22 protein-coding genes are annotated in these 25,287 nt (G+C 58.7%); 17 read left to right on the forward strand and 5 right to left on the reverse strand.

Annotated elements, in window-relative coordinates; all coding sequences use genetic code 11:
- Positions 1-85 precede the first annotated feature (85 nt).
- From EPN93_17565 to EPN93_17600, 8 genes are all read left to right on the forward strand, one after another.
- Positions 86-679 (forward strand): hypothetical protein, encoded by a 594-nt coding sequence (locus EPN93_17565; protein TAL31604.1) that lies wholly within the window; start codon positions 86-88, stop codon positions 677-679.
- A 126-nt stretch (positions 680-805) separates the two neighbouring features.
- On the forward strand, positions 806-2,482 hold the full coding sequence (locus EPN93_17570) for an alpha-glucosidase (GenBank protein TAL31605.1): 1,677 nt from the start codon (positions 806-808) through the stop codon (positions 2,480-2,482).
- Positions 2,483-2,726: 244 nt separating this feature from the next.
- A complete protein-coding gene (locus tag EPN93_17575) occupies positions 2,727-3,881 on the forward strand; it encodes an ABC transporter substrate-binding protein (protein TAL31606.1) in 1,155 nt (384 codons plus the stop codon).
- Positions 3,882-3,934: 53 nt separating this feature from the next.
- Positions 3,935-4,825 (forward strand): branched-chain amino acid ABC transporter permease, encoded by an 891-nt coding sequence (locus tag EPN93_17580; GenBank protein TAL31607.1) that lies wholly within the window; start codon positions 3,935-3,937, stop codon positions 4,823-4,825.
- Positions 4,825-5,919, forward strand: a complete 1,095-nt coding sequence (locus EPN93_17585) for a branched-chain amino acid ABC transporter permease (protein TAL31608.1) — start codon at positions 4,825-4,827, stop codon at positions 5,917-5,919. The genes EPN93_17580 and EPN93_17585 overlap by 1 nt, the downstream gene beginning before the upstream one ends.
- The gene (locus EPN93_17590) at positions 5,906-6,670 is read left to right on the forward strand and encodes an ABC transporter ATP-binding protein (protein TAL31609.1); all 765 of its coding nucleotides are present in this window, start codon (positions 5,906-5,908) and stop codon (positions 6,668-6,670) included. The genes EPN93_17585 and EPN93_17590 overlap by 14 nt, the downstream gene beginning before the upstream one ends.
- Positions 6,663-7,403 (forward strand): ABC transporter ATP-binding protein, encoded by a 741-nt coding sequence (locus EPN93_17595; GenBank protein TAL31610.1) that lies wholly within the window; start codon positions 6,663-6,665, stop codon positions 7,401-7,403. Before EPN93_17590 ends, EPN93_17595 begins: the two co-directional genes overlap by 8 nt.
- A gap of 11 nt (positions 7,404-7,414) precedes the next feature.
- Positions 7,415-8,713 (forward strand): phenylacetate--CoA ligase family protein, encoded by a 1,299-nt coding sequence (locus tag EPN93_17600; protein ID TAL31611.1) that lies wholly within the window; start codon positions 7,415-7,417, stop codon positions 8,711-8,713.
- 433 nt (positions 8,714-9,146) lie between these two features.
- Here EPN93_17600 and EPN93_17605 read toward each other — a convergent pair whose 3' ends face one another.
- The 4 genes from EPN93_17605 to EPN93_17620 all read right to left on the reverse strand — a co-directional run bounded on the left by EPN93_17605 (position 9,147) and on the right by EPN93_17620 (position 13,693).
- Entirely contained in the window at positions 9,147-10,892 is a 1,746-nt protein-coding gene (locus EPN93_17605; protein TAL31612.1) for an FtsX-like permease family protein, read from the reverse strand.
- Positions 10,893-10,900: 8 nt separating this feature from the next.
- Positions 10,901-12,424 carry an FtsX-like permease family protein gene (locus tag EPN93_17610; GenBank protein TAL31613.1) on the reverse strand — a complete coding sequence of 508 codons (1,524 nt, stop codon included), beginning with the start codon at positions 12,422-12,424 and terminating at the stop codon, positions 10,901-10,903.
- Positions 12,421-13,182 carry an ABC transporter ATP-binding protein gene (locus EPN93_17615; protein ID TAL31614.1) on the reverse strand — a complete coding sequence of 254 codons (762 nt, stop codon included), beginning with the start codon at positions 13,180-13,182 and terminating at the stop codon, positions 12,421-12,423. Before EPN93_17615 ends, EPN93_17610 begins: the two co-directional genes overlap by 4 nt.
- Before the next feature lie 175 nt (positions 13,183-13,357).
- Positions 13,358-13,693: a hypothetical protein gene (locus EPN93_17620; protein ID TAL31615.1), complete on the reverse strand. Its 336-nt coding sequence runs from the start codon at positions 13,691-13,693 to the stop codon at positions 13,358-13,360.
- Positions 13,694-13,931: 238 nt separating this feature from the next.
- On the opposite strand from EPN93_17620, the gene EPN93_17625 reads away from it, so the two are divergent.
- Together EPN93_17625 and EPN93_17630 are read left to right on the forward strand one after the other, a co-directional pair.
- Positions 13,932-14,558, forward strand: a complete 627-nt coding sequence (locus tag EPN93_17625; GenBank protein ID TAL31616.1) for a hypothetical protein — start codon at positions 13,932-13,934, stop codon at positions 14,556-14,558.
- 175 nt (positions 14,559-14,733) lie between these two features.
- Positions 14,734-15,615 (forward strand): rubrerythrin family protein, encoded by an 882-nt coding sequence (locus tag EPN93_17630; GenBank protein TAL31617.1) that lies wholly within the window; start codon positions 14,734-14,736, stop codon positions 15,613-15,615.
- A 121-nt stretch (positions 15,616-15,736) separates the two neighbouring features.
- On the opposite strand, the gene EPN93_17635 is transcribed toward EPN93_17630, so the two are convergent.
- Entirely contained in the window at positions 15,737-17,605 is a 1,869-nt protein-coding gene (locus tag EPN93_17635) for a PAS domain S-box protein (protein TAL31618.1), read from the reverse strand.
- A gap of 172 nt (positions 17,606-17,777) precedes the next feature.
- Here EPN93_17635 and EPN93_17640 point away from each other — a divergent pair, with 172 nt between their 5' ends.
- The 7 genes from EPN93_17640 (at position 17,778) to EPN93_17670 (ending at position 25,285) form a co-directional block, all read left to right on the forward strand.
- Positions 17,778-19,016 carry an aminopeptidase P family protein gene (locus EPN93_17640; GenBank protein ID TAL31619.1) on the forward strand — a complete coding sequence of 413 codons (1,239 nt, stop codon included), beginning with the start codon at positions 17,778-17,780 and terminating at the stop codon, positions 19,014-19,016.
- A 45-nt stretch (positions 19,017-19,061) separates the two neighbouring features.
- The gene (locus tag EPN93_17645) at positions 19,062-20,000 is read left to right on the forward strand and encodes a hypothetical protein (protein TAL31620.1); all 939 of its coding nucleotides are present in this window, start codon (positions 19,062-19,064) and stop codon (positions 19,998-20,000) included.
- A gap of 106 nt (positions 20,001-20,106) precedes the next feature.
- Positions 20,107-21,051 carry an amidohydrolase gene (locus tag EPN93_17650; protein ID TAL31621.1) on the forward strand — a complete coding sequence of 315 codons (945 nt, stop codon included), beginning with the start codon at positions 20,107-20,109 and terminating at the stop codon, positions 21,049-21,051.
- Entirely contained in the window at positions 21,048-21,797 is a 750-nt protein-coding gene (locus EPN93_17655) for a nitroreductase family protein (GenBank protein TAL31622.1), read from the forward strand. Before EPN93_17650 ends, EPN93_17655 begins: the two co-directional genes overlap by 4 nt.
- A 26-nt stretch (positions 21,798-21,823) precedes the next feature.
- Positions 21,824-23,158, forward strand: coding sequence for an MFS transporter (locus tag EPN93_17660; GenBank protein ID TAL31623.1), 1,335 nt, complete (start codon positions 21,824-21,826; stop codon positions 23,156-23,158).
- A gap of 16 nt (positions 23,159-23,174) precedes the next feature.
- Complete coding sequence (locus tag EPN93_17665) at positions 23,175-23,633, forward strand: hypothetical protein (GenBank protein TAL31624.1); 459 nt, start codon at positions 23,175-23,177, stop codon at positions 23,631-23,633.
- A 56-nt stretch (positions 23,634-23,689) separates the two neighbouring features.
- Entirely contained in the window at positions 23,690-25,285 is a 1,596-nt protein-coding gene (locus EPN93_17670) for an ATP-dependent acyl-CoA ligase (protein ID TAL31625.1), read from the forward strand.
- Positions 25,286-25,287 lie beyond the last annotated feature (2 nt).

A 25,287-nucleotide genomic window follows, 5' to 3' on the forward strand; every position in this document is an offset into this window, starting at 1 on the left:
TTAGTGGATATGCATGGCGATTCGTACCGCGCGCATGTGTGCCGGACCAGGCGATACCTTCCGGGACTTTATTGAGGGGGCAGTCATGAAATCATTGTTGGTATTGGTAATCATGTCCGCATGTGTCATGTGCTCGAGCGCATCGCGGGTTATTCAACGCACGCTCCAGGAAGACGCGACTGGTGTATTTACGGAACGGGAAGCGCATGATGCGCTGCCATCGGGGAAATCACTCCTTTCCCTCAAGGCCTCGTTCAAGACGCATGCACCCGGGTATTACTTCCTTGAATCGGATACATCCCCGCATGGGAAGCCCGTATACCGCATCCTCGTGAGTATTGACGGTCAATCCGTAGTATGGAAGATCGAAGGAAAGCCGGAATCGACGCCGACCCGCGATGGTGAGGGGAACCTGATCTCCGAACCGGAAGCGGGGGAGGGATTTCGCTATATACTCGAAAAAAGCGTAATCCTGGCACCCGGAAGGCATCGCATTTTCTTTTCGCTCCCGGATGAGGACTACTACCAGGAGTTCACTATTAACGTCTCTCCGGGGGGTGTGAATATTGTCGAGTTAAAACCGATCTACAAGTTTACCCCCCGCTCTCACCGCCGTTCCTTCGCAGGAGATGTGAATCATTTCCAGGTGTTCTTTAATACGCCTGAGGTCATTGAATGAAGCGCCCCCGGCAAATCATGAAATCCGTCTTGAACTATTCGCCCCCATGACTATTAAGTAGTAAAGGGCATAAATGCACCATTCCAATCCTGCCGATCCGCAACGAGGCTAACAGGAGAAAGTCCCTTGAAAAAACCGCATCCCCCCACGAAAAGCAAACCTGTTAAAAAACAAACTCCCCTGCGCCGCTGGTGGCAGGAGACTTCCATCTACCAGATCTACCCCCGGTCATTCTTTGACTCCAACGGCGACGGGATTGGCGATATCCCGGGTATCATCGCGAAGCTGGACTACATCAGGGACCTTGGCTTTGAAACGATCTGGCTCTCTCCCCCCTATAAAAGCCCCCAGCGGGACTTCGGCTACGACATCGCCGACTACCGTGACGTGGCGCCCGAATACGGCACGCTCGACGACGCCCTGCGCCTCATCAGGGAGGTTCATAAAAGGGGGATGCGCATCATCTTCGATATGATACTGAATCACACCTCCGACGAGCATCCCTGGTTCGTGGAATCACGGTCGAGCAGGGACAACCCGAAGCGGAACTGGTATATTTGGCGCGACGGGAGGGGGAGCGGGCCGCCCAACAACTGGAAGGCCATGGTGGGCGGCTCCGGCTGGGTGTACGATGAAAAAACCGGCCAGTGGTATTTCCACAACTATCTTCCCTTCCAGCCGGACCTGAATTTCCGGAATCCGGAAGTGAAGAAGGCGATGTTCGACGTGGTGCGCTTCTGGCTCGATCGCGGCGTCGACGGGTTCAGGCTCGACATATTTCACGCGATATTCAAAGACGACCAATTCCGCGACAATCCCTTCTCCTTCAAGTACCTTCCCGGCGGCGACTCGGAGAACAGCTTTTTCCAGGAATACAAATACACCCTGCACCGGCCCGAGGTCTTCGAACTGGCCAGGGAGGTGCGTTCCCTCCTGGATACGTATAAGCCGGAGAGGTTCGCGATCGGCGAGGTCTTCGGCAAGGACAAGGTGAAGAAGTACCTGGGGGAAAACCAGGACGGGTTGAACCTGATATTGATGTTCGAAGTCATGGAGATGAAAAAGGCGTCTGCCGCGGCGCTGAGGCACATTATAGAAGAGTATGAAAGGACCTATCCCGACCCCATGGTGCCGTCATACGGTCTTGGGAACCACGACAGGCGGCGTGTCATGTCCAGGATTGGGGGAAGCGCGGGCATCGCGAAAATACTGGCGCTTTTTCAATACACCGCCAGGGGAATCCCCATCACCTATTACGGCGACGAGATCGGCATTCCGGACGGCGATCTGCCCCACCGGGGGGCGAAGGATTCCCAGGCGCATGCGTACTGGTGGGTCCCCGCGGGTCTTGCGAGGCTTCTCAATCTCTATATAAACAGGGACGGCTGCCGGACGCCCATGCAGTGGGACGGAACCGCACATGCCGGATTCACGAAAGGCCGGGAGCCATGGCTTCCGGTGCATAAGGATTACAAAACCCTGAACGTCCAGGCGCAAACGGCCGACGAGTTTTCGCTCTACAATATTCATAAAGGACTTCTGAAGCTGCGAAAGGAATGGCTTCCCCTGCGGCGCGGATCCATCGCTATCGTCGAACCGGTACCCAGGGATGATTCCATCCTCGCGTATACCCGGGAAAGCGAAGGGCAGCGCGTCCTTGTTATAATGAACATCGCGAAGAAGAAAAAGCTCGTTACGCTGCCGGTGTTATCGGCCCGGATGCTGATGAAAACCGAGGAAGTGATTTCCCTGGACGGGAATACGATCACCCTTGCGCCGTATTCCGGTGCGGTCCTGGCCTGAGCATAAATCGAAACACTAAGGACCGGGAGATGTGGAGAGGGAAGGGATGAGGGGATAAAGGCGGGCTGCATTAATTACCCCGTCAGAACCGCGAAATGCTTGACGTATGCCCCGTCAGCGTTTTGATTATGTTCTGAACCGCTCGGGCCGGGTAGGTTTGCCATTGTATGGGACCACCCCAACGAGGCCGGTCCGGCCCGTTCATCCGGAACTATGGAATAATAACTCGCACGTGGGGGAAGTCATGTCATTCAAGAAGATCCTTATCACATTGCTATGCGTCTCGATCCTGCCGCTCGCCGTATTCTGCGGGGGCAAGAAAGGCGACACCATCAAGATAGGCGCGATATTCGCGATCACGGGCCCCGCGTCTTTCCTGGGGGCGCCGGAGGAGAAAACGGCCCGCATGATGGTCGACGAGATCAACAAGGCGGGGGGCATAGACGGGCGCAACCTGGAGCTCGTCATCAAGGACTCCGCGGGAAGCCCCGAGAAGGCGATCTCGTTCGCCAAGCAGCTTATTGAAGAAGAAAAGGTGTTCGCCATCATAGGGCCCTCCACGAGCGGCGAGACCATGAAGATCAAGTCGATCTGCGAAGAGGGTAAGACGATCCTCATCTCCTGCGCTGCGGCCGAGGTTATCGTGAACCCGGTGTCGAAGTACGTCTTCAAGGTCGCCCAGAACGACAGCGACGCTGCGCAGATGATCTGCGACGTCATGAAGAAGAAGGGTATCACGGGCATAGGGCTCGTTTCCAGCAACGACGGCTATGGCGCCGCCGGCAAGGATCAGATGGAAAAGGTCGCGGCCCGCAACGGCATCAAGGTTCTGATTAACGAGGTGTACGACAAGAAGGACACAGACCTTTCGGGCGTGCTGACCAAGGTAAAGGCGATGAACGTGCAGGCGGTCGTGAACTGGTCCATCGTCCCCGCGCAGTCGATCATCCCCAAGAACATGAAGCAGCTCAACATGACCATGCCGCTCTTCCAGAGCAGCGGGTTCGGGAACATCAAGTACGCCAAGGAAGCCGGCGCGGCGGGAGAGGGGATCATCTTCCCCTGCGGCCGCCTGCTCATCGCGGCGGCGCTGCCGGACAAAAATCCGCAGAAGGCAGTGCTCATGAAGTACAAGAAAGACTACGAATCCAAGTATAACGAGGACGCCAGCACCTTTGGCGGCCACGCGTATGACTCCATCCTGGTGCTCGCCGAGGCGATCAAGAAGTCAGGCGCGGACAGGGAAAAGGCGCGCGATGCGCTCGAGAATTTGACGAACGTGCCGGGCATCGCGGGCGTGTTCAACTTCTCGGCCAGGGATCACCTGGGGCTTGACATCAAGGCGTTCGAGATGCTCACGGTGAAAGACGGCAAGTTCGTACCGTACGAACAGAAATAATCGTCCGCGTAGAGCGGCGCCGCGCGGCGCCGCCTGTGCGCGCGCGGCCCGCCATGCCATTCGATCAACTTCTCCAATATGCCCTGTCCGGCGTCACCAATGGCAGCATCTACGCCATCGTGGCGATAGGTTTCAACATCATCTATAACACCACGGGCATCATCAACTTCGCGCAGGGCGAGTTCCTCATGCTGGGCGGGATGACCGCGATTTCGCTTTCCGCCTTCATGCCGCTTCCCCTGGCCATACTCGCGGCCGTGATAATCACCTCGTGTATCGGCGCCCTCATCGACTTTTTCTTTATCCGCAGGCTTAAGAGTCCCACCGTGCTCAACATGATCATCGTCACCATTGGCCTCTCCATCGTGATCCGGGAGATCGCGCTTCACGTCTGGGACGAGAAGGTACGCTCGCTCCCGTATTTCACCGGGAACGAGGTCACCTCGATCAATCTCCTGGGCGCGTATATTTCGCCGCAAGTGCTCTGGGTGCTGGGCATCTCCGCCGTGACCGTCGTCTTCCTGGGATTCTTCTTTAAATTCACGCTCACCGGACGGTCCATGCGCGCGTGCGCGTCCAACATGACGGCGGCGCGCCTGTGCGGGATCAACACCGGGGCCATGGTGACGGTCTCGTTCATGCTGAGCGCCGCGATCGGCGCGCTCGCGGGATGCGCGATCTCTCCCATCACGCAGACGCAGTACGACTGCGGGACCTCGCTCGCGATCAAGGGGTTCACGGTGGCGATACTCGGGGGACTGGGAAACAGCACGGGGGCGGTGATAGGCGGGATGGTGGTGGGCATGCTCGAGGCGTTCAGCATCAGCGTGCTTCCCCTGGCGTACAAGGACGCGATCTCCATCGCGATACTCCTCCTCATACTCTTTGCGAAGCCGAGCGGTCTCCTGGGCAAAAAGGAAGCCGCGGGGCTCAAGGAATTCTGATGCGTTTTAAAAAGCACCTCCCGGTCGCCGGGCTCGCCGCGGCCATCGTAATCTTCCAGGCCCTCACGAGCCTCCTGGGCCGGGAGTATTATCTCACGCAGCTCACGATGGCGGCGTACTACTGCCTGGTGATCCTGGGCCTCACCGTGCTTATGGGTTACGCGGGACAGATATCCATGGGACACGCGGCCTTCTTCGCGATGGGCGGCTACACCACGGCCGTGCTCACGACGCCCGACCTTTCGACGAGCGCGCACCCGCTCGCGAGGCTGGCTATAGACCTGGGCCTCACGGTGGGGGACGTGAACGCGTTCGGCGACGGGGTACGGCACCTCTCGCCGTGGGTGTCGCTCGCGGTCGCGGTGCTCCTCACCGCGGGGGTCGCCTTTCTCATAGGCATCCCCATCCTGAAGCTCAAGGGCCATTACCTCGCGATGGCGACGCTGGGGTTCGGCATCATCGTGTACCGGATCGTGCTGGGGACCGCCCTGTTCGGAGAGGCGGACGGAATATCGGATCTCCCGCCGTTCGGCCTTGCGGGCGGACTCACGGTGAGCGGGGATCCGGGGCTGCGCGTCCAGAATTACTATATCGCGGCGTTCCTCGTGGTTGCGGGAATGGTGCTCCTGCTGAACCTGATCGATTCGCGGGTGGGCAGGGCGCTGCGTTCCATCCACGGGAGCGAGGAGGCGGCAAACGCCATGGGTGTGGACACCTCGTGGTACAAGCTCCTGATATTCGTACTCTCCGCGGTGTTCGCGTGCGTCGCCGGGGTGTTTCTCGCCCATTTCAACGGCGGGGTGGGACCGTCCGAGGCCGAGGTGATGAAGTCCGTGACCTACGTCGCGATTGTCGCGGTCGGGGGAATGGCCAACCTGTGGGGGGCGCTCGCCATGGGGATGGTGCTCAATTACCTTTCGCTGCGCGGCTACTTCGGGAGTTACGACGAGCTCGTGTTCGGGGGGATACTCATCGTCATCATGCTCTTTTTCCCGGAGGGGCTCCTGGGCACGGAAAACCTGAAGCGTCTTACCGGCGCTGCCGCGCGCCTGGTGCGGGGAAAGACCGCGGGCGGGAAGCATGGAATTTCTTGAGGTGAAGGACATGTGCCGCGCCTTTGGCGGCCTGCGCGCGGTGGACGGGGTCTCGTTCTCGGTTTCCCACAACGAGATTAAGGCCGTGATCGGTCCCAACGGCGCGGGGAAGACCACGCTCTTCAACCTCATCGCGGGCGCCCTGGTCCCCGATTCGGGGGAGGTGCGTATCGGCGGCAGCCCCATCCACGGCCTTCCGCCGTACCGGATCGCGCGTCACGGCATCGCGCGCACCTTCCAGAACATCAAGCTCTTCCCCGGCATGACGGTGCTCGAAAACGTGATGGTCGGGATGCACATGCACGGCGGCGCGGGCTTCCTGTCGTCCATGCTCCACCTTCCCGGATCGCGCAGGGAGGAGCGGGAGATCCGCGCGCGGGCGCTCGAAGTGCTGGAATTCACCGGGATCGCGGACCTCGCGGACCAGGACGCGGTGAGCCTCGCGTTCGGCAGGCAGCGCGTCGTGGAGATTGCGCGGGCGCTGGCCGCGCGGCCGGCCCTGCTCCTCCTGGACGAGCCCGCGGCCGGGCTCAACATGCACGAGACCGACCAGGTCGCCCGGGTGATCGTGAAGATACGCGAGGGCGGGGTCACGGTCCTCGTGATCGAGCACGACATGTCGCTCGTCATGAACATTTCCGACAGCATCGTGGTCCTGTCCTCGGGGAAAAAGATCGCCGAGGGCGCGCCGCACGATATCCAGAAGAACAGCGAGGTGGTCCGCGTGTACCTGGGAGAGGACGATGCTTAGGGTCCGGAACCTCTACGCGGGATACGGCAAGCTCGAGGTGCTCAAGGGCGTGTCCCTTCACGTGAGCCCGGGCGAGATCGTGACGATAATCGGCGGGAACGGTTCGGGGAAGAGCACGCTGTTGCGCGCCGTCGCCGGGATCGTGCGTGCGCGCGAGGGAGAGGTGCTGTTCGACGGAAAGCCTATCGGCGAAGCCCCCCCGGAAAAGATCGTCGCGGCGGGATGCTCGCTCGTGCCAGAGGGACGCATGGTTTTCGACACGATGACCGTCCGCGAAAACCTGGAGCTGGGCGCCTACACGCGGCTGCGCGGGGGGCGCCGGAAGGAGGCGAAGGCCGCACTTGCCGGGGTCTACGCGATGTTCCCGCGCCTGAAGGAGCGGGAGCGGCAGCTCGGGGGCACGCTTTCCGGGGGCGAGCAGCAGATGCTCGCGATAGGGAGGGCGCTCATGGGCGGGCCGCGGCTCATCATGATGGACGAGCCCTCCATGGGACTCGCGCCGATAATAGTGAAGGGCATATTCGCGGAGATCGGGAGGCTGCGCGCCGCGGGCAACACGATACTCCTCGTGGAACAGAACGCCAGGGCGGCGCTGCGCATCGCCGACCGCGGTTATGTCATCGAGACGGGCCAGATAGTGCTGGAGGGTACCTCGGGCGAGCTATTGAACAACAACGACGTGCAGAGGGCGTACCTGGGCAAGGACTACAGGAGCATCAGCGACCAGGGATAAGGGGGAAGCATATGATCTATAACGCGAAATTCGAGACGATGCCGCGCGAGGAACTGGTGCAGCTCCAGATCGAGCGTCTCCAGAGCACCCTGAACAGGGTCTACCGGAACGTCGCCTTTTATAAGGAATCGTTCGACGCCATGAAGCTCGACATCCGGGACATACGGAGTATCGACGACATGAGGCGTCTTCCCTTCACCACGAAGGAGGACTTGCGGAAGAGCTATCCCTACAACATGTTTGCCGTTCCGCTCCGGGACATCGTGCGCATCCACTCGACCACGGGAAGGACGGGCAAGCCCATCGCGATAGGCTACACGATGAACGACATCCACCACTGGTCCGAGATCGTGGCAAGGGTGCTTGGTGCGGCGGGCGTCACGGATCACGATTTCGTGCAGATCGCCTTCGACTACAACATGTTCACCGGCGGGTTCGGGCTCCACTACGGGGCAGAGAAGCTGGGATCGTCCGTGATCCCGTCCTCGCAGACCGGCAACGTTCAGCAGCAGATACATATCATGAAGGACTACAAGACCACCGTGCTCCTCTCGACGCCGAGCTACGCCTTCCGCATCTCGCGCAACTTGAAGGAGATGGGCATCCACCCGGACGAGCTGAATTTAAAGACGGGCATATTCGGCGCGGAGCCGTGGGGGGAGGCGAAGCGCGCGGCGATCGAGGACATGCTGCACCTCTCGGCCTTCAGCATTTACGGGGTGAACGAGATGACGGGGCCCGGCGTGTCGGGCGAGTGCGGGCAGAGGAACGGGCTGCACATCAACGAGGACCATTTCATACTCGAGATCATAGATCCCGTCACTGCCGAGCCGCTCCCGCACGGCGCGGAGGGCGAGCTCGTGATCACCACGATCACGCGCGAGGGGTTCCCGCTCATCCGCTACCGCACGGGGGACCTGTCGGCGATCATGGAGGGCGCCTGCCCGTGCGGCCGCACGACGACGCGCATGCGGCGCGTGGGCGCGCGTGCCGACGACATGGTGGTGGTGAACGGGGTGAACGTGTTTCCCGCGCGCATGGGCGAGATACTGGGGACCGCCGCCGGCATGGAATTGAAATTCCGGATCCTCATCGACGACGAGCAGGGCGAGGACGTGATGCTCATTGAGATCGAGATACAGGAAACAATGTTCGACGCGGATATCAAAAAGCTCCAGGGGCTCAAAAGCGCCATCACCGCCGGCATCGAGCGCGAACTGGGACTGGCCCCCCGGCTCACCTTCGTGGAACACCTTGCCGCGGAGACCGGTCCGGACGGGCGAACGAAACTCGTTGTCGACCGGAGATAAATGAGCGAAGCATTCTTCTGGTTATATTCAACCAGTCGCGAACAGGACGTTCGCGGCGGCCAACTGCGATACACGGATGTATCCCCAGTGGCCGCTCACGGTAAGCACATCGATCTTCCAGCCGTTATTGAGTCTCGGAAATCATAGGAGTTAATAACTGTGGAACAGCACTATTTATCAACCAGACCCTGGAACGCCGCGTCAGCGGCAAACCAAATCCGCCCTCGTGTGTGAGCCGAGTCCGGCACGGCCGGCGAGGCGAGTCAGGGCGGCCGGCCCTCGCGCCCAGCGAGCGGCACGGGGGTGCAGGGGGTGTTTGCTGTTGAACACACCCTGCAAAAAGCTACCCTCTGTCAGGGGGAATAACCCCTCGATATACGCGTTTGTGTAAGAAAGAACCCGCGATTCCTTTGACGTTAAAAAACCAATCCCGTTACTCGAAATGCCTCAGCGCGTCCGCGGCCGAGAGGCGCGCCGCGCGCTTTGCCGGGAAGTAGGCCGTGAGCGCGGTGATCGCCAGGATGAGCAGGAAATTTCCCGTAATCGAGAGCACGGTCGGCAGGAAGTAGAGATGCCGCTCCACGAGCAGTATCGAGAGCACGCTCTCGGTCTCGATCGTGAACAGGCCCATGATCCCCATGAACACGAAGCCGAGCACGATCCCCGCGGCGGAGGCGATCGCGGAGAGGAAGACCGTCTCGGCCATGAACAGGGCGCGCACGTCGCCGCTCTGCATGCCTATGGCGCGCACCGTGCCGATCTCCCGCGTGCGCTCGCGTATCGTCATGCGCAGGGTGTTCACCACGCCTATGAGTATAATGAAGAACAGGATGAGCACCGCGAGGAAGGTGATCAGGTTGAGCGCGTACTCGAGGTCGAGCACCTGGCTCGCGCTTTCGTACATCGTACGCACGTCGAGCGAGGGCCCCTTCCAGCGCGAGCGCGTCATCTCGGCGAGCTTCTTCTCCATGGTGTCGTGGTCGGGGGTGCGGGGAAGGAGGCGCCACTCGGGCGCGAGGAGCCCCGCGAGCGTATCGGACTTGTCGGGGAGCGTGATCGCCCTTTCCGCCGGGGCGGGAAGATTTTCATGGTAGAGCTTGTAGAAGGAAAGCTCGTTCAGGAAGGCGAGGTCCGGGGGCCGATTCCCTCCCGGGCGGTACAGCGCGCCCGCCGTGCACTCGAGCTCCACGGTCCTGTTCCCATACTTCGCCGGGTAGCGCAGGGTGGCCTTGTCGCCGGGGGCGAGCTTCAGTTTTTTCGCGAGCGCCTCGGGCAGGACGAGCTTGTTCTCGGCCTTCGCGTCCGGGAGCTTCCCGGCGGTGAGGGCGAGCGCTTTCCTCGTCGATTCCAGTCCCGTGTCGTCGGAGGCGTATCCCAGGAGGGTGACCGGCGTATCGGCGCCCCCCGCTTTTATCTTCGCCGCGATGAAAGCGGTGCCGGGGGTAAGGGCGCCATGAATGCGGTCGGCCTGCCGTATCGCGATGCGCGGGTCCTCGACCTTGTTGAAGACAATTTGAAGCGCGCCGGTTTCCCACGGCTTCATGTTGATGAGCGTCTTGAGCGAGCCCAGGTTCACAAAAATCGCGAAGCTCTCGAAGATGTTCGCGGGCTTGATAATCGCGGCCACGGTGAAGCGCGCGCTCTGCTCCTGCCCGCTCACGGTCTTGAGCTTCGCGCGCAGGGTGTCATGCACCTTGACGTTCAGGAGCTTCGCCTTGTCCTCGTACACGACCACCGGGTTCTCGATCGTTCCGCTAAAAAAATCGTCGACCGCGCCGTCGATCAGGGTCGAGGTGAAGTAGCTCCTGTTCTCCTCGTTGTCGATGAGCCCCACCATGATGGCGTTGTCGCTCTTGCCGATGCCCACGATGCGGGTGAATATCCCGATCGACTCGTTGATCTCCTTGACGTTGTCGGTGTTTTCCCTGATTACTTTTTCAAAGCGCTCCCTGTCGCGTATGACGCGGTGGTATTGCTTGCTCTGCTCCATCATGGAGATTTCCACGTGGCCCACCATGTAGACGATCATGCGGTTCAGGATGTTGTCCGATATGCCGTGCGCGAACGAATTCGCCATCACGAGTATCATCATGCCGAAGGCGACGGCGCTTCCCAGGAAGACGCTCCGCCGTTTCTGGCGCAGGAGGTTTCGGAATGCGAGTAGCAGTATCAGCTTCATGACGCCTCCTAATCGCGCGCAACGGCTTCGAGCGGGGTGATCCGCCGGGCCGTCCGAATGGGATAGATGGTCGCGAGCACCGTGACCGCCGCGAGCTCGATGACGCCCGTGAAAATGTCCCAGAAATCGAGGACCGGGCGGAAGACGCTCCCCCCGAAGAGGAGCTCGAGTATCCGGTTGGTCGTGGTGATGTCGAGGAGCCCCAGGACGTACACGCACAGGACCCCCGCGAGGATCCCCGCCCCCCCGAACAGGAATGAGAGAAACGCCGTCTCGCTGAAGAACATGGACGCGATGAAGCGCTTCTGCGCGCCCACCGCGCGCATCATGCCCAGCTCGCTCACGCGCTCCATGGCCGCCATCGAGAGGGTGTTCATGATGATGATGATCGCGACGAAGAAGATGAACACGACGAAGACGAAGAGCGCGGTGCGGATAATGGTCGCCATGTCGGCGAGCTGTCCGGTCGCCTTCTTCCAGGTGACGGCGCGCGCGTCCGCGCCGGAGCCTTCGAGCGCCGCGTTGATGCGCGCGACGTCGCGGTCGATCTCCCGGCTGTCCTTGAGCTTTATGAAGACGACGTTGTAGGCCCCTGCGTCGATGTCCACGTTCTTCTTCACCACCTTCCTGCCGATCAGGTTCTCGACGCGGTAAACCTTCGCGCCCGTATCGGCGGGGTTCACGACGGTCGCCCCGGCGAAGAGCGAGTCCTCCAGGTTCTCGGCCTGGAGGATCTGCTTTCTCTCCTGCGGGATCTCCACGGCGGCGTCCTCGGCCGTCACGTAGTGGAAGGCCTCGCGGAAGGACTCGATGTCGAGGATGTTGAAGTTCTCCCAGTAATCGTTAAGGTACTCGTACTTCACGATTCCCCTCACGGGGACGCGCACGTCCACCGTGGTGTTCTCGCTGGACGAGCCCATGAGCACCACGTCATGCCGGATGTTCAGGCGCGCGATGTTCTGTTTCGCCTCCGGCGTGAGGGTGTCCGGATTGAGCTTCATGCCCTCGGGCACTGCCCAGAAGTCCTGGCGGTCGTACATCTGCCTGCGGCTCCCCGTCGTGACGAGCACGCCGCGCTCGTCGTTCTTCATGAGGCGCCCCTCCACGAGGAGCACGTTGTTCTTGAAGAATTTCTGGTAGTCCTGGAAGTTCACGCCCAGGGTGAGCGAGAAGCCCAGGTCGCCGTCCTCGTTCAGGATCAGGGTGAATCCGCGCGCGACCGGGATGAACGAGGCGATATAGTCCTGCGCATCGAGCACCTTCTTAATATCCTTGTAGTGGTTCATGACGAGCAGGTCGCGCCCCATGGGGATGAAGAGCACGTTGTCGCTCTGCTGGTTCTTCGCCACGAGCACGACGTGGCCGGTGAAGCGGTTCATGATGTTTTCGCGCAGCCCCTTGTCCATGCCGGAGAGGACGCCGTTCCCGACGGTCATAATGAAGGCGCCCAGGAAGAGTATGATCCCGATCACCAGGCTCTTTCCCCTGTGGCGCTGGATGTTCCGCCACGCGATGGTGATGATGAGCTTCATTTACGCGCCCCCTTTTTTGCGGCGGGCTTCTTCGCGGTCTTCCGTACCCCGCCGGGCCGGGACGGCTTGGAATTCGTATCGTCCGTGATGAGGCCGTCGCGGAGCTTCACCACGCGGTGTGCGTACTTGAGCACGTCGGGATCGTGGGTGGAGAAGATGAAGGTCGTCTTCTCGATTTCGTTCAGCTCCTTCATAAGGGAGAGGATGGTGGCGCCGGTCTCCGAGTCCAGGTTCGCGGTGGGCTCGTCGGCGAGCACGATCTGGGGCTTCGTGACCAGGGCGCGCGCGATGGCGACCCGCTGGCGCTGTCCGCCGGAGAGCTCGGCGGGACGGTGCTCCATGTGCTCCCGCAGGCCCACCTCGTCGATAAGCTTCTCGGCGCGCTTGCGTATCTCCGCCTTCGAAATGCGCTGTTCCTTCATGAGCAGCAGGGGGAACTCGACGTTTTCGAGCAGGGTGAGGACGGGAATGAGGTTGAAGGTCTGGAAGATGAACCCGACCTTGTAGAGGCGTATGTTCGTGAGCGCGCGGTCGTCCATGGTCGTGATGTCGTGCCCGCCGATGCGTACCGCGCCCCGGGTGGGGACGTCGATACAGCCGATAATGTTCAGGAGCGTCGTCTTCCCGCTCCCCGAAGGCCCGATCACGGAAAGGAAGTCCCCCTGGGCGACCCGGAAGTCGACCCCCTTGAGGGCGTGTACCACGGTTTCCCCCAGCGGATAGTCCTTGATGATTCCCGACATCTCGATAATGTTCATGACGCTCTCCCGCATAAATGTGGCGCTATGGTAGTGAGACGGCGCGGCAAAATCAAGAGATTATTTTCGGAGGCCGATGCGCGGACGGGCGTTTCGACGGGACCCGCATGGAAACAATGCGGGGAAATCCGTAGAGACGTCCCGCCGGGACGTCTCTACGGATTTCCCCGGAATTTCACCGCGGGACCTCAAATACCACCTGGAGGGAGGGATACCGCCGGGTGAGAAATTTCTTGACCGATTCCTGTCCGGCCGGTTCCCTGATATACTCGAGCTGGCTCACGGGGAGGCCGCGCGTGTCAAGGGAGTGCTGCCAGGAGACGATCCTGCCCGGCACCACGAGGTAGGCCAGCTCGCCCGCGCCGCAGCAGGCGCTGCCTGCCACCGTGTGTACCCGCAGGCAGAGGATCTCGCCTTCGTCCAACTGGATGCGCTCTTCGCCGTCCAGTATATAATGGATGGCCGTGCCGCCGATCTCGGTACCGGGCGGATGATGAACGTAAGATGCCATGGATTTAATCGAAGCGCATGGCTCGCGCTCCCGTCAACGGGAATTCGCAGGCTGTTGCGAAACGAGGCGGCAACGGAAAAGGGGATCGAGGGGCTGGGTGTCATTTCGACGATTCCCGGTCTTTCGGGATGAAGAGAAATCTTTCTGCGAAGATGCTTAAAAGATTTCTCACCTCGGGAGGCGGGGTTCTCTCGTATTCCCACGCGCCGTTACATTATGATGAGCGGAGGTTTTAGCCATGCGGAATGGCAGGGGGACCGATCCGAAATTTCCCAATCCCTACATGGACGAGATACGCGAAACTATCGTGTCCGCCTGTGCGCGCGGCGAGGACGTCCGTACCGCGCTCATTGCCGCCCGAAGCTCCCTTGTTGAAAAATACGCGTTCGCCGTTCCCGACGCGCGCACCGTGGGCGTGCTCGCGCGCCGCGGGCCATTGGTTGAGATCGGCGCGGGAAGCGGCTACTGGGCATGGTGCCTGACGCAGGCGGGGGCGGATATCATCGCCTACGACATCGCGCCCCCCGAGGATGAGCTCCCCTGGCCGCACGGAAGCTTCGAAAAGGGCAATTACTGGTTCGAGCACGAGTGGTACCAGGTCATCGAGGGCGGCCCGGAGGCCGCCGCGCGTCACCCGGACAGGACGCTCTTCCTCTGCTGGCCGCCGCTCGATTCGCCCATGGCCATCGATGCCCTCACGGCATACGGGGGCGCGGGCGGAAGGACGCTCGCGTACCTGGGAAGCCCGCGCTCCTCGGCCGATGAACGTTTCCATGAACTGAGGGCGACGCTGAGATGCGTCGAGCGCATCGAACCCTGGCGCTGGTCGGGAATCGAGGATGTGCTGGAAATCTACAAATTGTAAGGGATGTCTCCATGCAGGAGCGGCGCCGCCGCGTATCCAACTCATTTATCGCCCCGATCTCTTCCATCCTCCTGTCTCCCTTTCTTACACGCCTTTTACCCAAGCATTGTTTCTCAATAAGTACTTGAACCGTTACCCGTCATGTACTAGGATGCGCCCACACAGAGGGGGGTGAATGGATATAAAAGGGCAGGGGCGCGCCGACTCGGCGCTCATCAAAAAGAACCAGCGGGACGAGATCACCGGCTACGAAATATACTCGAGGCTCGCCGCGCGCGTCGCCGACGCGAAGAACGCGAAGCTCCTCGCCGACATCGCGACGAGCGAAAAAGAACACTATGCGATCCTCAAAAAATACAGCGGCGTCGACGTAAAGCCGGCGCGCTTCAAGGTCTTCATGTACCTGTTGTTCGCGCGGGTGCTGGGGCTCACCTTCACGCTCAAGCTCCAGGAGCGCGCCGAAAACGGCGCTGGCGATTCCTATGCGGGCCTTGCCGGCTTCGTCCCGGAGATCGCAACAATCCTCGCCGACGAGGACCGTCACGAACACGAGCTTATCGATCTCATAAAGGAATCGCGCCTGGAATACATGGGTTCCATCGTCCTGGGGCTCAACGACGCGCTCGTGGAGCTCACCGGGGCGCTGGCCGGCTACACCTTTGCCCTGCAAGACGGGCGCCTCATCGCGGTGATCGGGCTCATTACCGGGATCGCGGCCTCGCTCTCGATGGCCTCAAGCGAGTTTCTTTCGAAGCGCCAGGAGGGCAGCATACGCGAAGCCATGAAGGCGAGCCTTTTCACAGGGGGCGCCTACGTGTTTACGGTAATCGCCCTCATTACGCCGTTCCTGACCATGGACAATCCCTATCATGCGCTTGCCGTCGCGATCACCGTGGCGCTCGTGATAATTTTCCTGTTCAATTATTACATCTCGGTCGCGAAGGACCTTCATTTCGGGAAGCGCTTCGCGGAAATGGCGTCGATAAGCCTTGGCGTGGCGGCGCTCTCGTTCGGGATAGGGTGGCTCGTGCGCTCCGTTTGGGGAATCGAGGTATAAGGTACTTTTCCCGCATTAACACAACATTAAGGACCGGGGGAGGTGGAGAGGGAAGAGATGAGGAGATCACACCGGAAGGTCTTGATGAAGGCACGGATTCGAATCCGCGCCTTCATCAAGACTAAATCGGTTTTACATTGTACATGGTAATTTTTCTCCACAGGGTTGTCCTCGAGATACCCAGTTCTTTGGCCGCGAGTACCTGGTTCCAGTTCGACCGGTTGAGGGCCTCAATGATGGCGGCCTTATCGCGTTCTCTTGTGGATGCGGCCGGATTAACGCTTTTTGCCGGGTTATTCGTGTCAGGGTTGTTAAGAACAACCTGAACCGGCAAATCATCGATGGTGATCGATGGCCCGGAAAACATTGCCAGCGCGTGCTCGATTGCGTTTTCCAGCTCCCTGATATTACCCGGCCACGGGTAGTTGAGCAGGAGCAGTTGAACGGCCTTCTCGATCCCGATCCTGGAGGGCTTGCCGGCCTTCCGGTGTTTCTGTATTAAATGCCGCGCAAGGGGAAGGATGTCCTCGGGGCGCTCCCTCAGCGGCGGGATAGTGAGAGGAATAACGGCGATGCGGTAATACAGATCATGGCGGAATTGGTTACGGCCGATCAGTTCCTGCAGGTTTTTGTTGGTCGCGGCGATAACGCGGACATCCACCGGATACGTCCTATTGCCCCCGACGGGACGTACCTCCCTTTCCTGTAATACCCGCAGGAGCTTCACCTGCAGCGGTTCCGGGATATCTCCCACCTCATCAAGGAACAGGGTGCCTCCGTTTGCCTCACGGAACAGGCCCTGCCGTTCCGAGATCGCACCGGTGAAGGCTCCCTTTACATGGCCGAAAATTTCCGATTCAAGTAAAGACTCCGGCAACGCACCGCAATTCACCGCCACGAACGGCTTATCCTTCCTGCCGCTCTGGTTATGAATTGCCCTCGCCGCTATTTCCTTTCCTACGCCTGTTTCTCCCAGTATCAGCACGGTTGAATCAACCTCCGCGCAGCGGAGTACTAAATCGAAAACCTTCTGCATTTGAGGGCTAAAACCTATCATCTCTTCGTTCATGAGCTCGCGCCGCATTTCGCGTTTCATCCTGAATAACTCCTGCTCGCGTTGCTCAAGTTTTTTTATATCGGTGATATCCTTCAGGATTTCGACGTATGCGAACGGCAGTCCCTGGTTGTCTTTTATCTCTTCGATTCGACAAAGATAGTAGCGACCCTCGGAGTCGACATCCAGGGCCAGCTCCCTGCTGTTTCCGGGTTTCAGGGGAAGGAGGGGATCGCTCTGACCGGCAAGGATGTGCGTACCCTGCGGATTACGAATAACGAGGATTCCATCGGGATTGTAGATGGAAACACAGTCACCGATGCCGAAAAGTATGGCCTCGAGTTTCATCTTTTCCTTTTCCAGGGTATCGGTGTTGGCGCTCAGGGCGGCGTTGACCTTTTCAAGCTCCTTTTGAATTTTCTTCTGCTCCCGTATATCGGTGATCATTACATTTATCGATTCGGGCTGTCCCGCCCGGTCATAGTTCAGGGATGAGTTGAAAAGCACGGGAATAGTTTCGCCGCCCGCCGTAGGGATGAAAAATTCAAACTGGTACTTCCCGTATTTCTGAAGCGCTAAGCCGAGATTTTGCATCTTTTCGAGATTTTCCGCGTCGTAAAAATCCCTGTTGTTCCGCCCGATTATCTGTTCCCGCTTCGCGCCGGTAAGCCGCAGGAGGGTCTCATTGACCTCGACAAAATTGTCGTTCATGTCCACCAGGGCGAATCCAATATTCAGGGAATCAAGCAGATTCTGATATCGCATTCTCCAGTCGATAAGCGCGGGGTTGTCCTTTTCATCATTCATGGCGATTGTTCCATTGTTGTTGATGTGTTGAATCACTGTTGCAACAGTGTTACACCGGTACTGTGAAACATTCTTTCTGTCAATTAAATTTCGGGGAATCGGACGGACATAATCGCTTAAAATAAACATTTTTAATAATAATGCACATAAATTGTGGCCCTTTCTCCGGTTGAAAAGCGCTCCGAATCTTTTTCCTTCCGAATCACCGCTGGCACGGTTCTTGCTAAGTCTAGGTTAGATACAAGTATCACCTGTTATTACAGGTTGCCGCTATTCAATTTTGACAGAGAGGGAGAAAACAATGAAACAGGGTGTCCAGTGGCCGAACATACCGTACGAAGAGTACAGGTCGAGAATCGATCTTGCGAAGAAGAAGCTCACGGAACAAAAGATCGACGCGATGATTCTTTTCTCGCCGCTTAACTGGTGGTACTACGGCGGTTTCACCGATCCCGCCCAGATGCACAACCTCGCATGGCGGACCGTCCTGATCGTGTGCCAGGACCGGGACCCGATAGCCATCGCGGATACGAACTTCATCTGGACGTTCGCCCACATTTCCTGGGTGGAGGACGTCCGCTACCATTTTTCCCAGAAGCACCCCGCGTACACCGGTATCCGGTCCGGCGAGGAATTTTACCCGGTGCTGTTCGACGCGCTTAAAAGCGCGGGGCTGGACAAGAAGACCATCGGTCTTGAGACGGGGGCGGAGATAGCCACCTACCTTTCCATCGACGAATACCAGATGATAAAGGAAAAGCTCCCCCAGGCAAAAATCGTGAACGCCGATCCGGTGATCTGGTCGCAGCGAATGATTAAAACCCCTTATGAGCAGGAGATAATACGCGAAGGATGCAGGCGGGCATGTGTGTGTGTCCGGGAGGCCTTCGAGACCATTCGACCGGGAGCGCTGGAAAAAGACGTACACCGGGCATTCTGGCGCAAGGCGCTGGAGCTCGATATGATCGAATCGCCGAACCATTCGACATGGCTCTGTTTTTCAAGCAACCCTAATGAGAGCCTGGGCGGCCATCGCTGGATCACACCGGCCGTCGACAGGGTGATAAAAACCGGGGACTGCGGCCACTCCGATTGCGGGCCTACCTACAAAATGTACGAAATGGATTTCCAGCGGGCGTTCTGCGTGGGCGAGCCGCCGGCGAAGACCCTGGAATATTACCGGATCGGCAAAGAGGCGTATTACGAAACCATAGACGCCATGAAACCGGGCGTGAGGATTGGCGAGTTATACGATATTTCCGTGAGGGCGCTCGAGAAGCGCGGATTTCCGCACGGCCATACCATCTCCTTCATCGGTCACGGCGAGGGTCTCGCCAACCACGAGCCCCCGTGGATCATGTCGGCGGAAAATACCATCGTGCAGCCGGGCATGGTGCTTGCGGTCGAGATCGGGTGCTTCGATCCGGATGGTGTGTTCTTCGGCGGGATGCTCGAGGATTTGTGGCTCATCACCGGCACCGGGAGCGAAAATCTTACAAGGCATTTCACCGACGAGCTTTATGTAGCCGAGGCACGCTAGGGCCTGTCGCCGTGACGGCGCAGGTATTATCAAGGAGGTCTTTTTATGAGCCGCAATTCCATTGTCGTGGACGTTCATTACCATTATTTCGGGATCTTCCCGGAGGACTTTATCGACGTTCTCACCGCCGATATCACCTATGGCCTGAAGAAGCGGGGTCCGCTGCCCGACCAGGACACACTGCGCAAGATGGCTAAAGAAACGATCATCGATCCGAACGGTGATCTGGTGAAATCCCGGAAAGAGCGGCTGGGCATCGATGTCACGTGTATCAATACCACGGATATGTACGTGCCCGGCATCGTCACGACCGAGCTGATATTGCAGTCGAATAAAAAAGCCGCCGATCTCATGAAGAGCGAATCGGGGAAAATCTTCGCCTTCGCCGGCGTCGATCCCCGCCGCCCCGAATCGGCCGAGGTCGCCCGGATCAGCCTGGAGGAGTATGGCATGATCGGCATCAAGTGGCATCCGGACTACGGCTATGACCCCACCAGTCCGGAGGCATACGAGATACTGCGCGTGCTCGATCGAAAGGGCGGGATTCTCCTTATTCACACGGGATATCTCCCGGGAGGCCGCAGCAAGTATACCGACCTGAACCTTGTGTGCGACATCCTCGTCGATTTTCCGAACATAAAGGTCATTGCCGCGCATATGGGAAAGACCGCCTGGCACGAATGGGCGGGACTCGCCCATGATTTTCCGAATCTATACGGCGACCTGGCCGTATGGAGCCGGTACGGCGATCGTAATTATGCGCACTTCTGCCGCGAGCTCCGGGAGCTTACGTATTATGCCGGAGCCGAAAAGGTCCTCTGGGGTACCGACGACCCATTCGAGAATTATACGGTGCCCACGAAGGATTATCTTCAGATGATGCGGGATCTGGAGACGAAGTCTCCGAAAGGATACGAGTTTTCGAAGGAAGAGATCGACCTGATGCTCGGGGGAAACGCGGCACGGCTGCTGGGGATCGGGTGAGGGTACCGATTCGCGCGCGCGGTCAGACACTATCGGGGAGGACGAAAAATTGATATCTCCACAAGACGCAAAAAGCCGAACCTGCATCGATGTGCATCAGCACCTCGTGTCAGATGTTTTCCGGACGATGCTCCGGGGCGTCGGGATCACCGGGGGAGCCGGCGAGGAGCTCGCCGAATGGAGCGCCCGGACGACGCTGGATACGATGGATCGGTGCGGTATTTCCGCTTCGGTTCTATCCTATACGATCAGCGGCATCGTCATCGAGGACCTTCAGTTTTTTCGCCGGCTCAGCCGCGCCTCGAATGAGTACCTTGCGGAACTGATTCAGAAGTATCCCGGCAGATTCGGGGGCTTTGCGTTACTGCCGCTCCCCGACATCGATGCGACTTTGAAAGAAATCGAATACGCAATGGACGTTCTCAAGCTGGACGGCGTCGGAATGCACAGCAATATGGGCGGGATTTATCCCGGTGATTCCCGCTTCGATCCGGTGTTCGATGAGCTTAATAGAAGAAAGGCCGTTATTCACCTGCATCCGACGGATATTCCGGGAAACCATGAGCTTCGACCCCAATGGCCTCCCTATATCGTGGAATTCATGTTCGAGACCACACGCGCCGTCTCCAATCTTATTTTCAGCGGCGCGATGGAGCGATATCCCGATCTCTCGATAATACTCTCCCATGCGGGCGGTGCGGCGCCCTATCTCGCGCTTCGCCTTTGGACGGGGGAATTCACCATCGATGGACTCCAGGGCCGGGCCCCTAAAGGGGTGCTCGATTATCTGGGACGATTTTACTACGATACTGCCATGGCGTCCAGTCCCGTGACATTCGGGGCACTGCTAAAAGCGGTGGACACGGGCAGGGTGTTATTCGGTTCCGATTATCCCTACATGCCGGACATCGCTATCGCAGGATACATGGACGAGATAAACAAATATCCGGATTTCAGCGCCCAAACCAGAAACAATATCTACGGCGATACCGCTCTCGGGCTTTTTCCGCGGCTGCAAAAAACACCGAACGCCGGCGGGGGCATCTCATGAATGAAAAATACGCCCAAGGCATGAAAACCGGAGATGACGCGCCGGCGCGGAGCGTTATCGAAAACATCACATCGCGCTTCAGCTGCAGGTGGTTTCTTGACGCGCCCGTTCCGCGCGATGTGGTAGAGACGATGCTCGACGCCGCTAATTGCGCCCCGTCGCCCATGAACACCCAGCCCTGGGAGTTCATCGTGCTCACGGGGAAAGCCCTTCAGGAGTATCGCCTTAAAGTAACCGAATGGCTACAAAACCCGGTCCTGAATGACGACGCCGCCCACAGCGGGGAGAAGGCGCTCTACCCCGAGGCCGGGATATACACTACGCTTCCCGAAGATCTTGTAGCCCGAAAGCGGCTGCACATTAAACGGCTTTCCGCGAAGGTGGAAGCGATTGGGTTGAAGCTCAAGGATGTTTACAATCTCACATTCTCCTGCCACAACGCGCCTGTCGTCATCATAATAACCGGGTGCTCGGTACGCAGGGACCGGCACGGCATGGAGATCCACCAGGCGGTCGCGGCATCGATACAAAACATGCTGCTTGCGGCCAATGCGCTCGGGTACGGCACCTGCTGGATTGGCGATATATTACGGTTCAGCCGGCAGCTTCACGAATATCTGCAGATACCCTCCGGCAGGGAGGTCGTTGCCGCCGTAACGGTGGGATGCCCTCCGGAAAACGCCCTCGCAGGGCGCATACCGAGAGAGACCCTTGAGGGAAAGGTGCAATGGAGAGGGTATGAATAGATTCGGGGGCGTTGCGGGGTAAGCGCATGTCGCATAAAAATCCAAGAGAGAGTGGCAAGGTAATGGAAACAGAGAAAAAAAGCAATCAGTCGGGTTTCACGACGGGCGGCATGCATGCGCATTACACCCTGGCGGTGTGTTTCTTGCTGTTCGTAATGTATTTCGTAAACTGGTACATGTTCGGCGTGGTGCTTGAGCCCATGAAAATGGACCTGGGACTCACCGACGGACAAGCGGGCGCCATCCAGACTGGATTCCTGCTCTGCGTCGCGGCATTTTCCTTTCCGATTTCCTTCATGGTGGACCGCTGGAGCAGGCGAAAGGCGATAACGGTGATGGCGATATTCTGGAGCGTGTTCATGTTCATCACGGGCAGCGGAAACAGTTTTCTGGGTGTGCTTGCCCCGCGTATAATGGTGGGCATCGGACTTGCCGGTTTTTCCGGCGCGTCGGCGGCACTGGTAAGCGCGGTATATCATCAGAAGCTCCGGGGACGGGTCATGGGGATATTCAACGCATCCATCCCGATCGGGGCGGTCATCGGGGTCATGCTGGGCGGATATATTTCCGCGAACCACGGCGGCTGGAGAGTCCCCTTTTATGTGTTCGCGATACCCGGAATCATACTCTCTGTTTTCGCGTATTTCATGAAGGATTATAAGACCATCGAGCATACCGATGAATGCGGAGTGAGGATGGGTTTTTTCTCCACGGCGAAGACCCTCTTTAAAATCCGCTCGCTGAAATGGGTATTCATCGGGTACGGCCTGCAGGACGTCATGGCCTTCACTTTTGTCATCTGGGCCCCCGCTTTTCTCATGCGCTCGCAGGGCATACCCGAGGACAAAGCCGGAATGACCGTCGGCATAATCGGCGTTATGGCGATCATCGGTGCGCCCCTGGGAGGGATATTGTCCGACCTGTGGCAGAAGAAAAATCGGCGCGGCAGGATGCTTATACCGGCTATCACCATTCCTATCGGCGCGGTAATGATGGCGCTCGCCATGACCTTCGAGCTTAAGGGGATCGGCCTCGTTTTCGGGATATTGTATGGCGTCATCGCCATCATGGGCGTACCCGCGCTCAGCTCCGTGACCCAGGACGTGGTATCGCCGGGCCTAAAGGCCGCCTCGTGGGGCATGAGTGTCTTTTGCATGTACGCAATTTTCGGGGCCTGGGCGCCCGCGTTCGTAGGTTTCATATCGGACAGCCTGGGCGGGGGAGCGGCCGGCCTAAAAATAGCGATCATTGCGGCGGCATCGGGGGGAATTCTGGCGGGTATCTGCTATCTGCTGGGCGCGAGGCATTATCCCTCCGACCTGGATAAAGTGAAGGACGTCGTCTTCCAGTCGGAATGTTAGGAACGGGAGGTTACGAATGAACATCGAGCTCAAACCTGAGGAACGGCTGGCCTATCTGATAATCATGGTCGGAGGCGGAAACGGCCTCATTCAGAAGATTTATGAGAACAGCGACGAGACAGCCCGGGCCATGATAATGAAGCTCCTCGGCGAATACAACCAGCAGATAGAACCGGTCATGGACGCCTATGGCCTTGGGAAAGATCCCGAGGGCGTCGCGCGCGCGATGATGCTCACGGAGGACCTGATAGGCTGCGAACCGAAAGGGGAACTCCTCTCCGTTACACCCGACGAGGCGGTGCGGAAGGTCACCTCGTGTCCGTGGGCTTCTTCCTTCTCGATTGAAACCTGCCGGCTCCTCATGGCGGCCATGGAAGAGGGAGTGGGTAAAAAATACGGACTCGAGATTTTCTGCGAACAGAGCATGGCCGGGGGAGCCGGTCATTGTATCTGGAAGGTCAGGAGGAAGAAGTAGTCTCCGGAACCCCCGTGGTCGGGTAGGACCGCGTTAAAATATCGATGGAGGATAAAATGACACGTGTAATCGACGATTTGCCCATCTTCAAGTGTCTCGGCGTCAAAGACCTCGACCCGGGGAAGGAAGCTTTTATCTTCGTCAACGATGACGGCAGCGATGAGCGCATCTCCTATGGCGATATCTATTCGAACACGAACCGGATGTCCCGCATCCTATTGAAGGCGGGCATCGGCAAGGGCGATACCTTCGCTCTCATGATGCGCAACCACGCGGAGTTTCTCTATTCCCTCTTCGCGGCGCTTTCGATCGGCGCCATCGCGGTGCCCATTGATCCGCGCTCGAAAGGCAAGAAGCTCTCTTTTCAGCTTATGAATACGAAAACGAGGGGAATAGTGGTGTCCGACGAGTTTATGGAGAGCCTGGAGGAGATCGGACAGGATATTCATTTCATGCCCGTCCTGGGCGTCGTCTACAAACCGGAACATCGGATTCCCTTATCAAACAGCCATCCGGATTTAAAGGAACTATTCTCGGCGGAGAGTGGTGATCCGCCCGATGGATTGGTGGAGTTGAACCTCAAAGCGCCTGTTCAGATCATACATACATCCGGTACAACCGGCGATCCCAAGGGCGTTGTGCTCAGGGCCGATCGCTTCATGACCTATGCGCTCATGGCTGAATTCATCTGGCGGTATCGGTCCGATGACATCCTTTATACGGGCCTCTCGCTGACCCATGGAAACGCCCAATCGGTTACCATATTCACCGCCATGGCGAAGAAGATCCCGGCGGTCATCAGCGAACGGTTCACCAAGAGCAGAATATGGGACGTGTGCCGAAAATACGGCTGCACCTCGTTTTCCCTGCTGGGCGGCATGATGTCGGGAATTTACAACGAACCGCGGCGGCCGAATGACGGGGACAACCCGGTGCGGACGGTTATCAGCGCCGGCACGCCCCGCGCCATCTGGGAGGATTTTCAGACCAGGTTCGGCGTCAGCATTCACGAGTGGTACGGCACTGTCGAGGGCGGCCTGGCCCATAATCCCCCCGGCGAGGGACCGGTCGGCTCCTTTGGAAAACCGCCGGAGGCTTTCATCGAAATGAAGGCGGTTGACGAGGACGATAACGAAGTCCTTCCGAACACGCGCGGGGAGCTGGTATCGCGAATGAAATCCTCGGCCACCGAGGTGAGTTACTACGGCAAGGAAAAGGAATCGAAGGAAAAAACCAGGGGCGGATGGCTGCGCAGCGGCGATATCTGTCACCGCGACGAGAATGGTTATTTTTATTTCGATTTCAGGAAGGGGGGCGGGCTGCGCCGGCAGGGTGATTTTATCCAGCCGGACTATATCGAGAAGATAATCGGCGAGCATGAAGGCGTTTCGGAGGTATGCGTGTACGGTATTCCCGCGGAATCAGGGGCGCCGGGGGAGAGTGATATCGTGGCGGCGGTCGCCCCATTCGGAGACAAGAAGCCGGACGTTGCCGGAATCAGGCAGTTGTGTCATTCAAAACTCGAAAAAAACTCGGTTCCGTCATTTCTGCAGATCGTCGAGGAGATCCCCAAGACGGTGACGGAGAAGGCACTGGACAGGCTGCTCAGGGATGCCTTTCGTCCCGACGCGCCCAACGTCTATAAACTTTGAAA

The organism is Spirochaetota bacterium (assembly GCA_004297825.1).
Lineage (GTDB): Bacteria > Spirochaetota > UBA4802 > UBA4802 > UBA5368 > FW300-bin19.

Excerpts from the sequence above, each read along its gene's own strand:
- EPN93_17585 (TAL31608.1), top strand. The coding sequence starts at position 4,825 with ATGCGTTTTAAAAAGCACCTCCCGGTCGCCGGGCTCGCCGCGGCCATC.
- EPN93_17580 (TAL31607.1), top strand. The coding sequence starts at position 3,935 with ATGCCATTCGATCAACTTCTCCAATATGCCCTGTCCGGCGTCACCAAT.
- EPN93_17610 (TAL31613.1), bottom strand. The coding sequence starts at position 12,424 with ATGAAGCTCATCATCACCATCGCGTGGCGGAACATCCAGCGCCACAGG.
- EPN93_17575 (TAL31606.1), top strand. The coding sequence starts at position 2,727 with ATGTCATTCAAGAAGATCCTTATCACATTGCTATGCGTCTCGATCCTG.
- EPN93_17565 (TAL31604.1), top strand. The coding sequence starts at position 86 with ATGAAATCATTGTTGGTATTGGTAATCATGTCCGCATGTGTCATGTGC.
- EPN93_17630 (TAL31617.1), top strand. The coding sequence starts at position 14,734 with ATGGATATAAAAGGGCAGGGGCGCGCCGACTCGGCGCTCATCAAAAAG.
- EPN93_17600 (TAL31611.1), top strand. The coding sequence starts at position 7,415 with ATGATCTATAACGCGAAATTCGAGACGATGCCGCGCGAGGAACTGGTG.
- EPN93_17625 (TAL31616.1), top strand. The coding sequence starts at position 13,932 with ATGCGGAATGGCAGGGGGACCGATCCGAAATTTCCCAATCCCTACATG.
- EPN93_17665 (TAL31624.1), top strand. The coding sequence starts at position 23,175 with ATGAACATCGAGCTCAAACCTGAGGAACGGCTGGCCTATCTGATAATC.
- EPN93_17635 (TAL31618.1), bottom strand. The coding sequence starts at position 17,605 with ATGTTTATTTTAAGCGATTATGTCCGTCCGATTCCCCGAAATTTAATT.
- EPN93_17670 (TAL31625.1), top strand. The coding sequence starts at position 23,690 with ATGACACGTGTAATCGACGATTTGCCCATCTTCAAGTGTCTCGGCGTC.
- EPN93_17640 (TAL31619.1), top strand. The coding sequence starts at position 17,778 with ATGAAACAGGGTGTCCAGTGGCCGAACATACCGTACGAAGAGTACAGG.
- EPN93_17645 (TAL31620.1), top strand. The coding sequence starts at position 19,062 with ATGAGCCGCAATTCCATTGTCGTGGACGTTCATTACCATTATTTCGGG.
- EPN93_17605 (TAL31612.1), bottom strand. The coding sequence starts at position 10,892 with ATGAAGCTGATACTGCTACTCGCATTCCGAAACCTCCTGCGCCAGAAA.
- EPN93_17620 (TAL31615.1), bottom strand. The coding sequence starts at position 13,693 with ATGGCATCTTACGTTCATCATCCGCCCGGTACCGAGATCGGCGGCACG.
- EPN93_17660 (TAL31623.1), top strand. The coding sequence starts at position 21,824 with ATGTCGCATAAAAATCCAAGAGAGAGTGGCAAGGTAATGGAAACAGAG.
- EPN93_17655 (TAL31622.1), top strand. The coding sequence starts at position 21,048 with ATGAATGAAAAATACGCCCAAGGCATGAAAACCGGAGATGACGCGCCG.
- EPN93_17615 (TAL31614.1), bottom strand. The coding sequence starts at position 13,182 with ATGAACATTATCGAGATGTCGGGAATCATCAAGGACTATCCGCTGGGG.
- EPN93_17590 (TAL31609.1), top strand. The coding sequence starts at position 5,906 with ATGGAATTTCTTGAGGTGAAGGACATGTGCCGCGCCTTTGGCGGCCTG.
- EPN93_17595 (TAL31610.1), top strand. The coding sequence starts at position 6,663 with ATGCTTAGGGTCCGGAACCTCTACGCGGGATACGGCAAGCTCGAGGTG.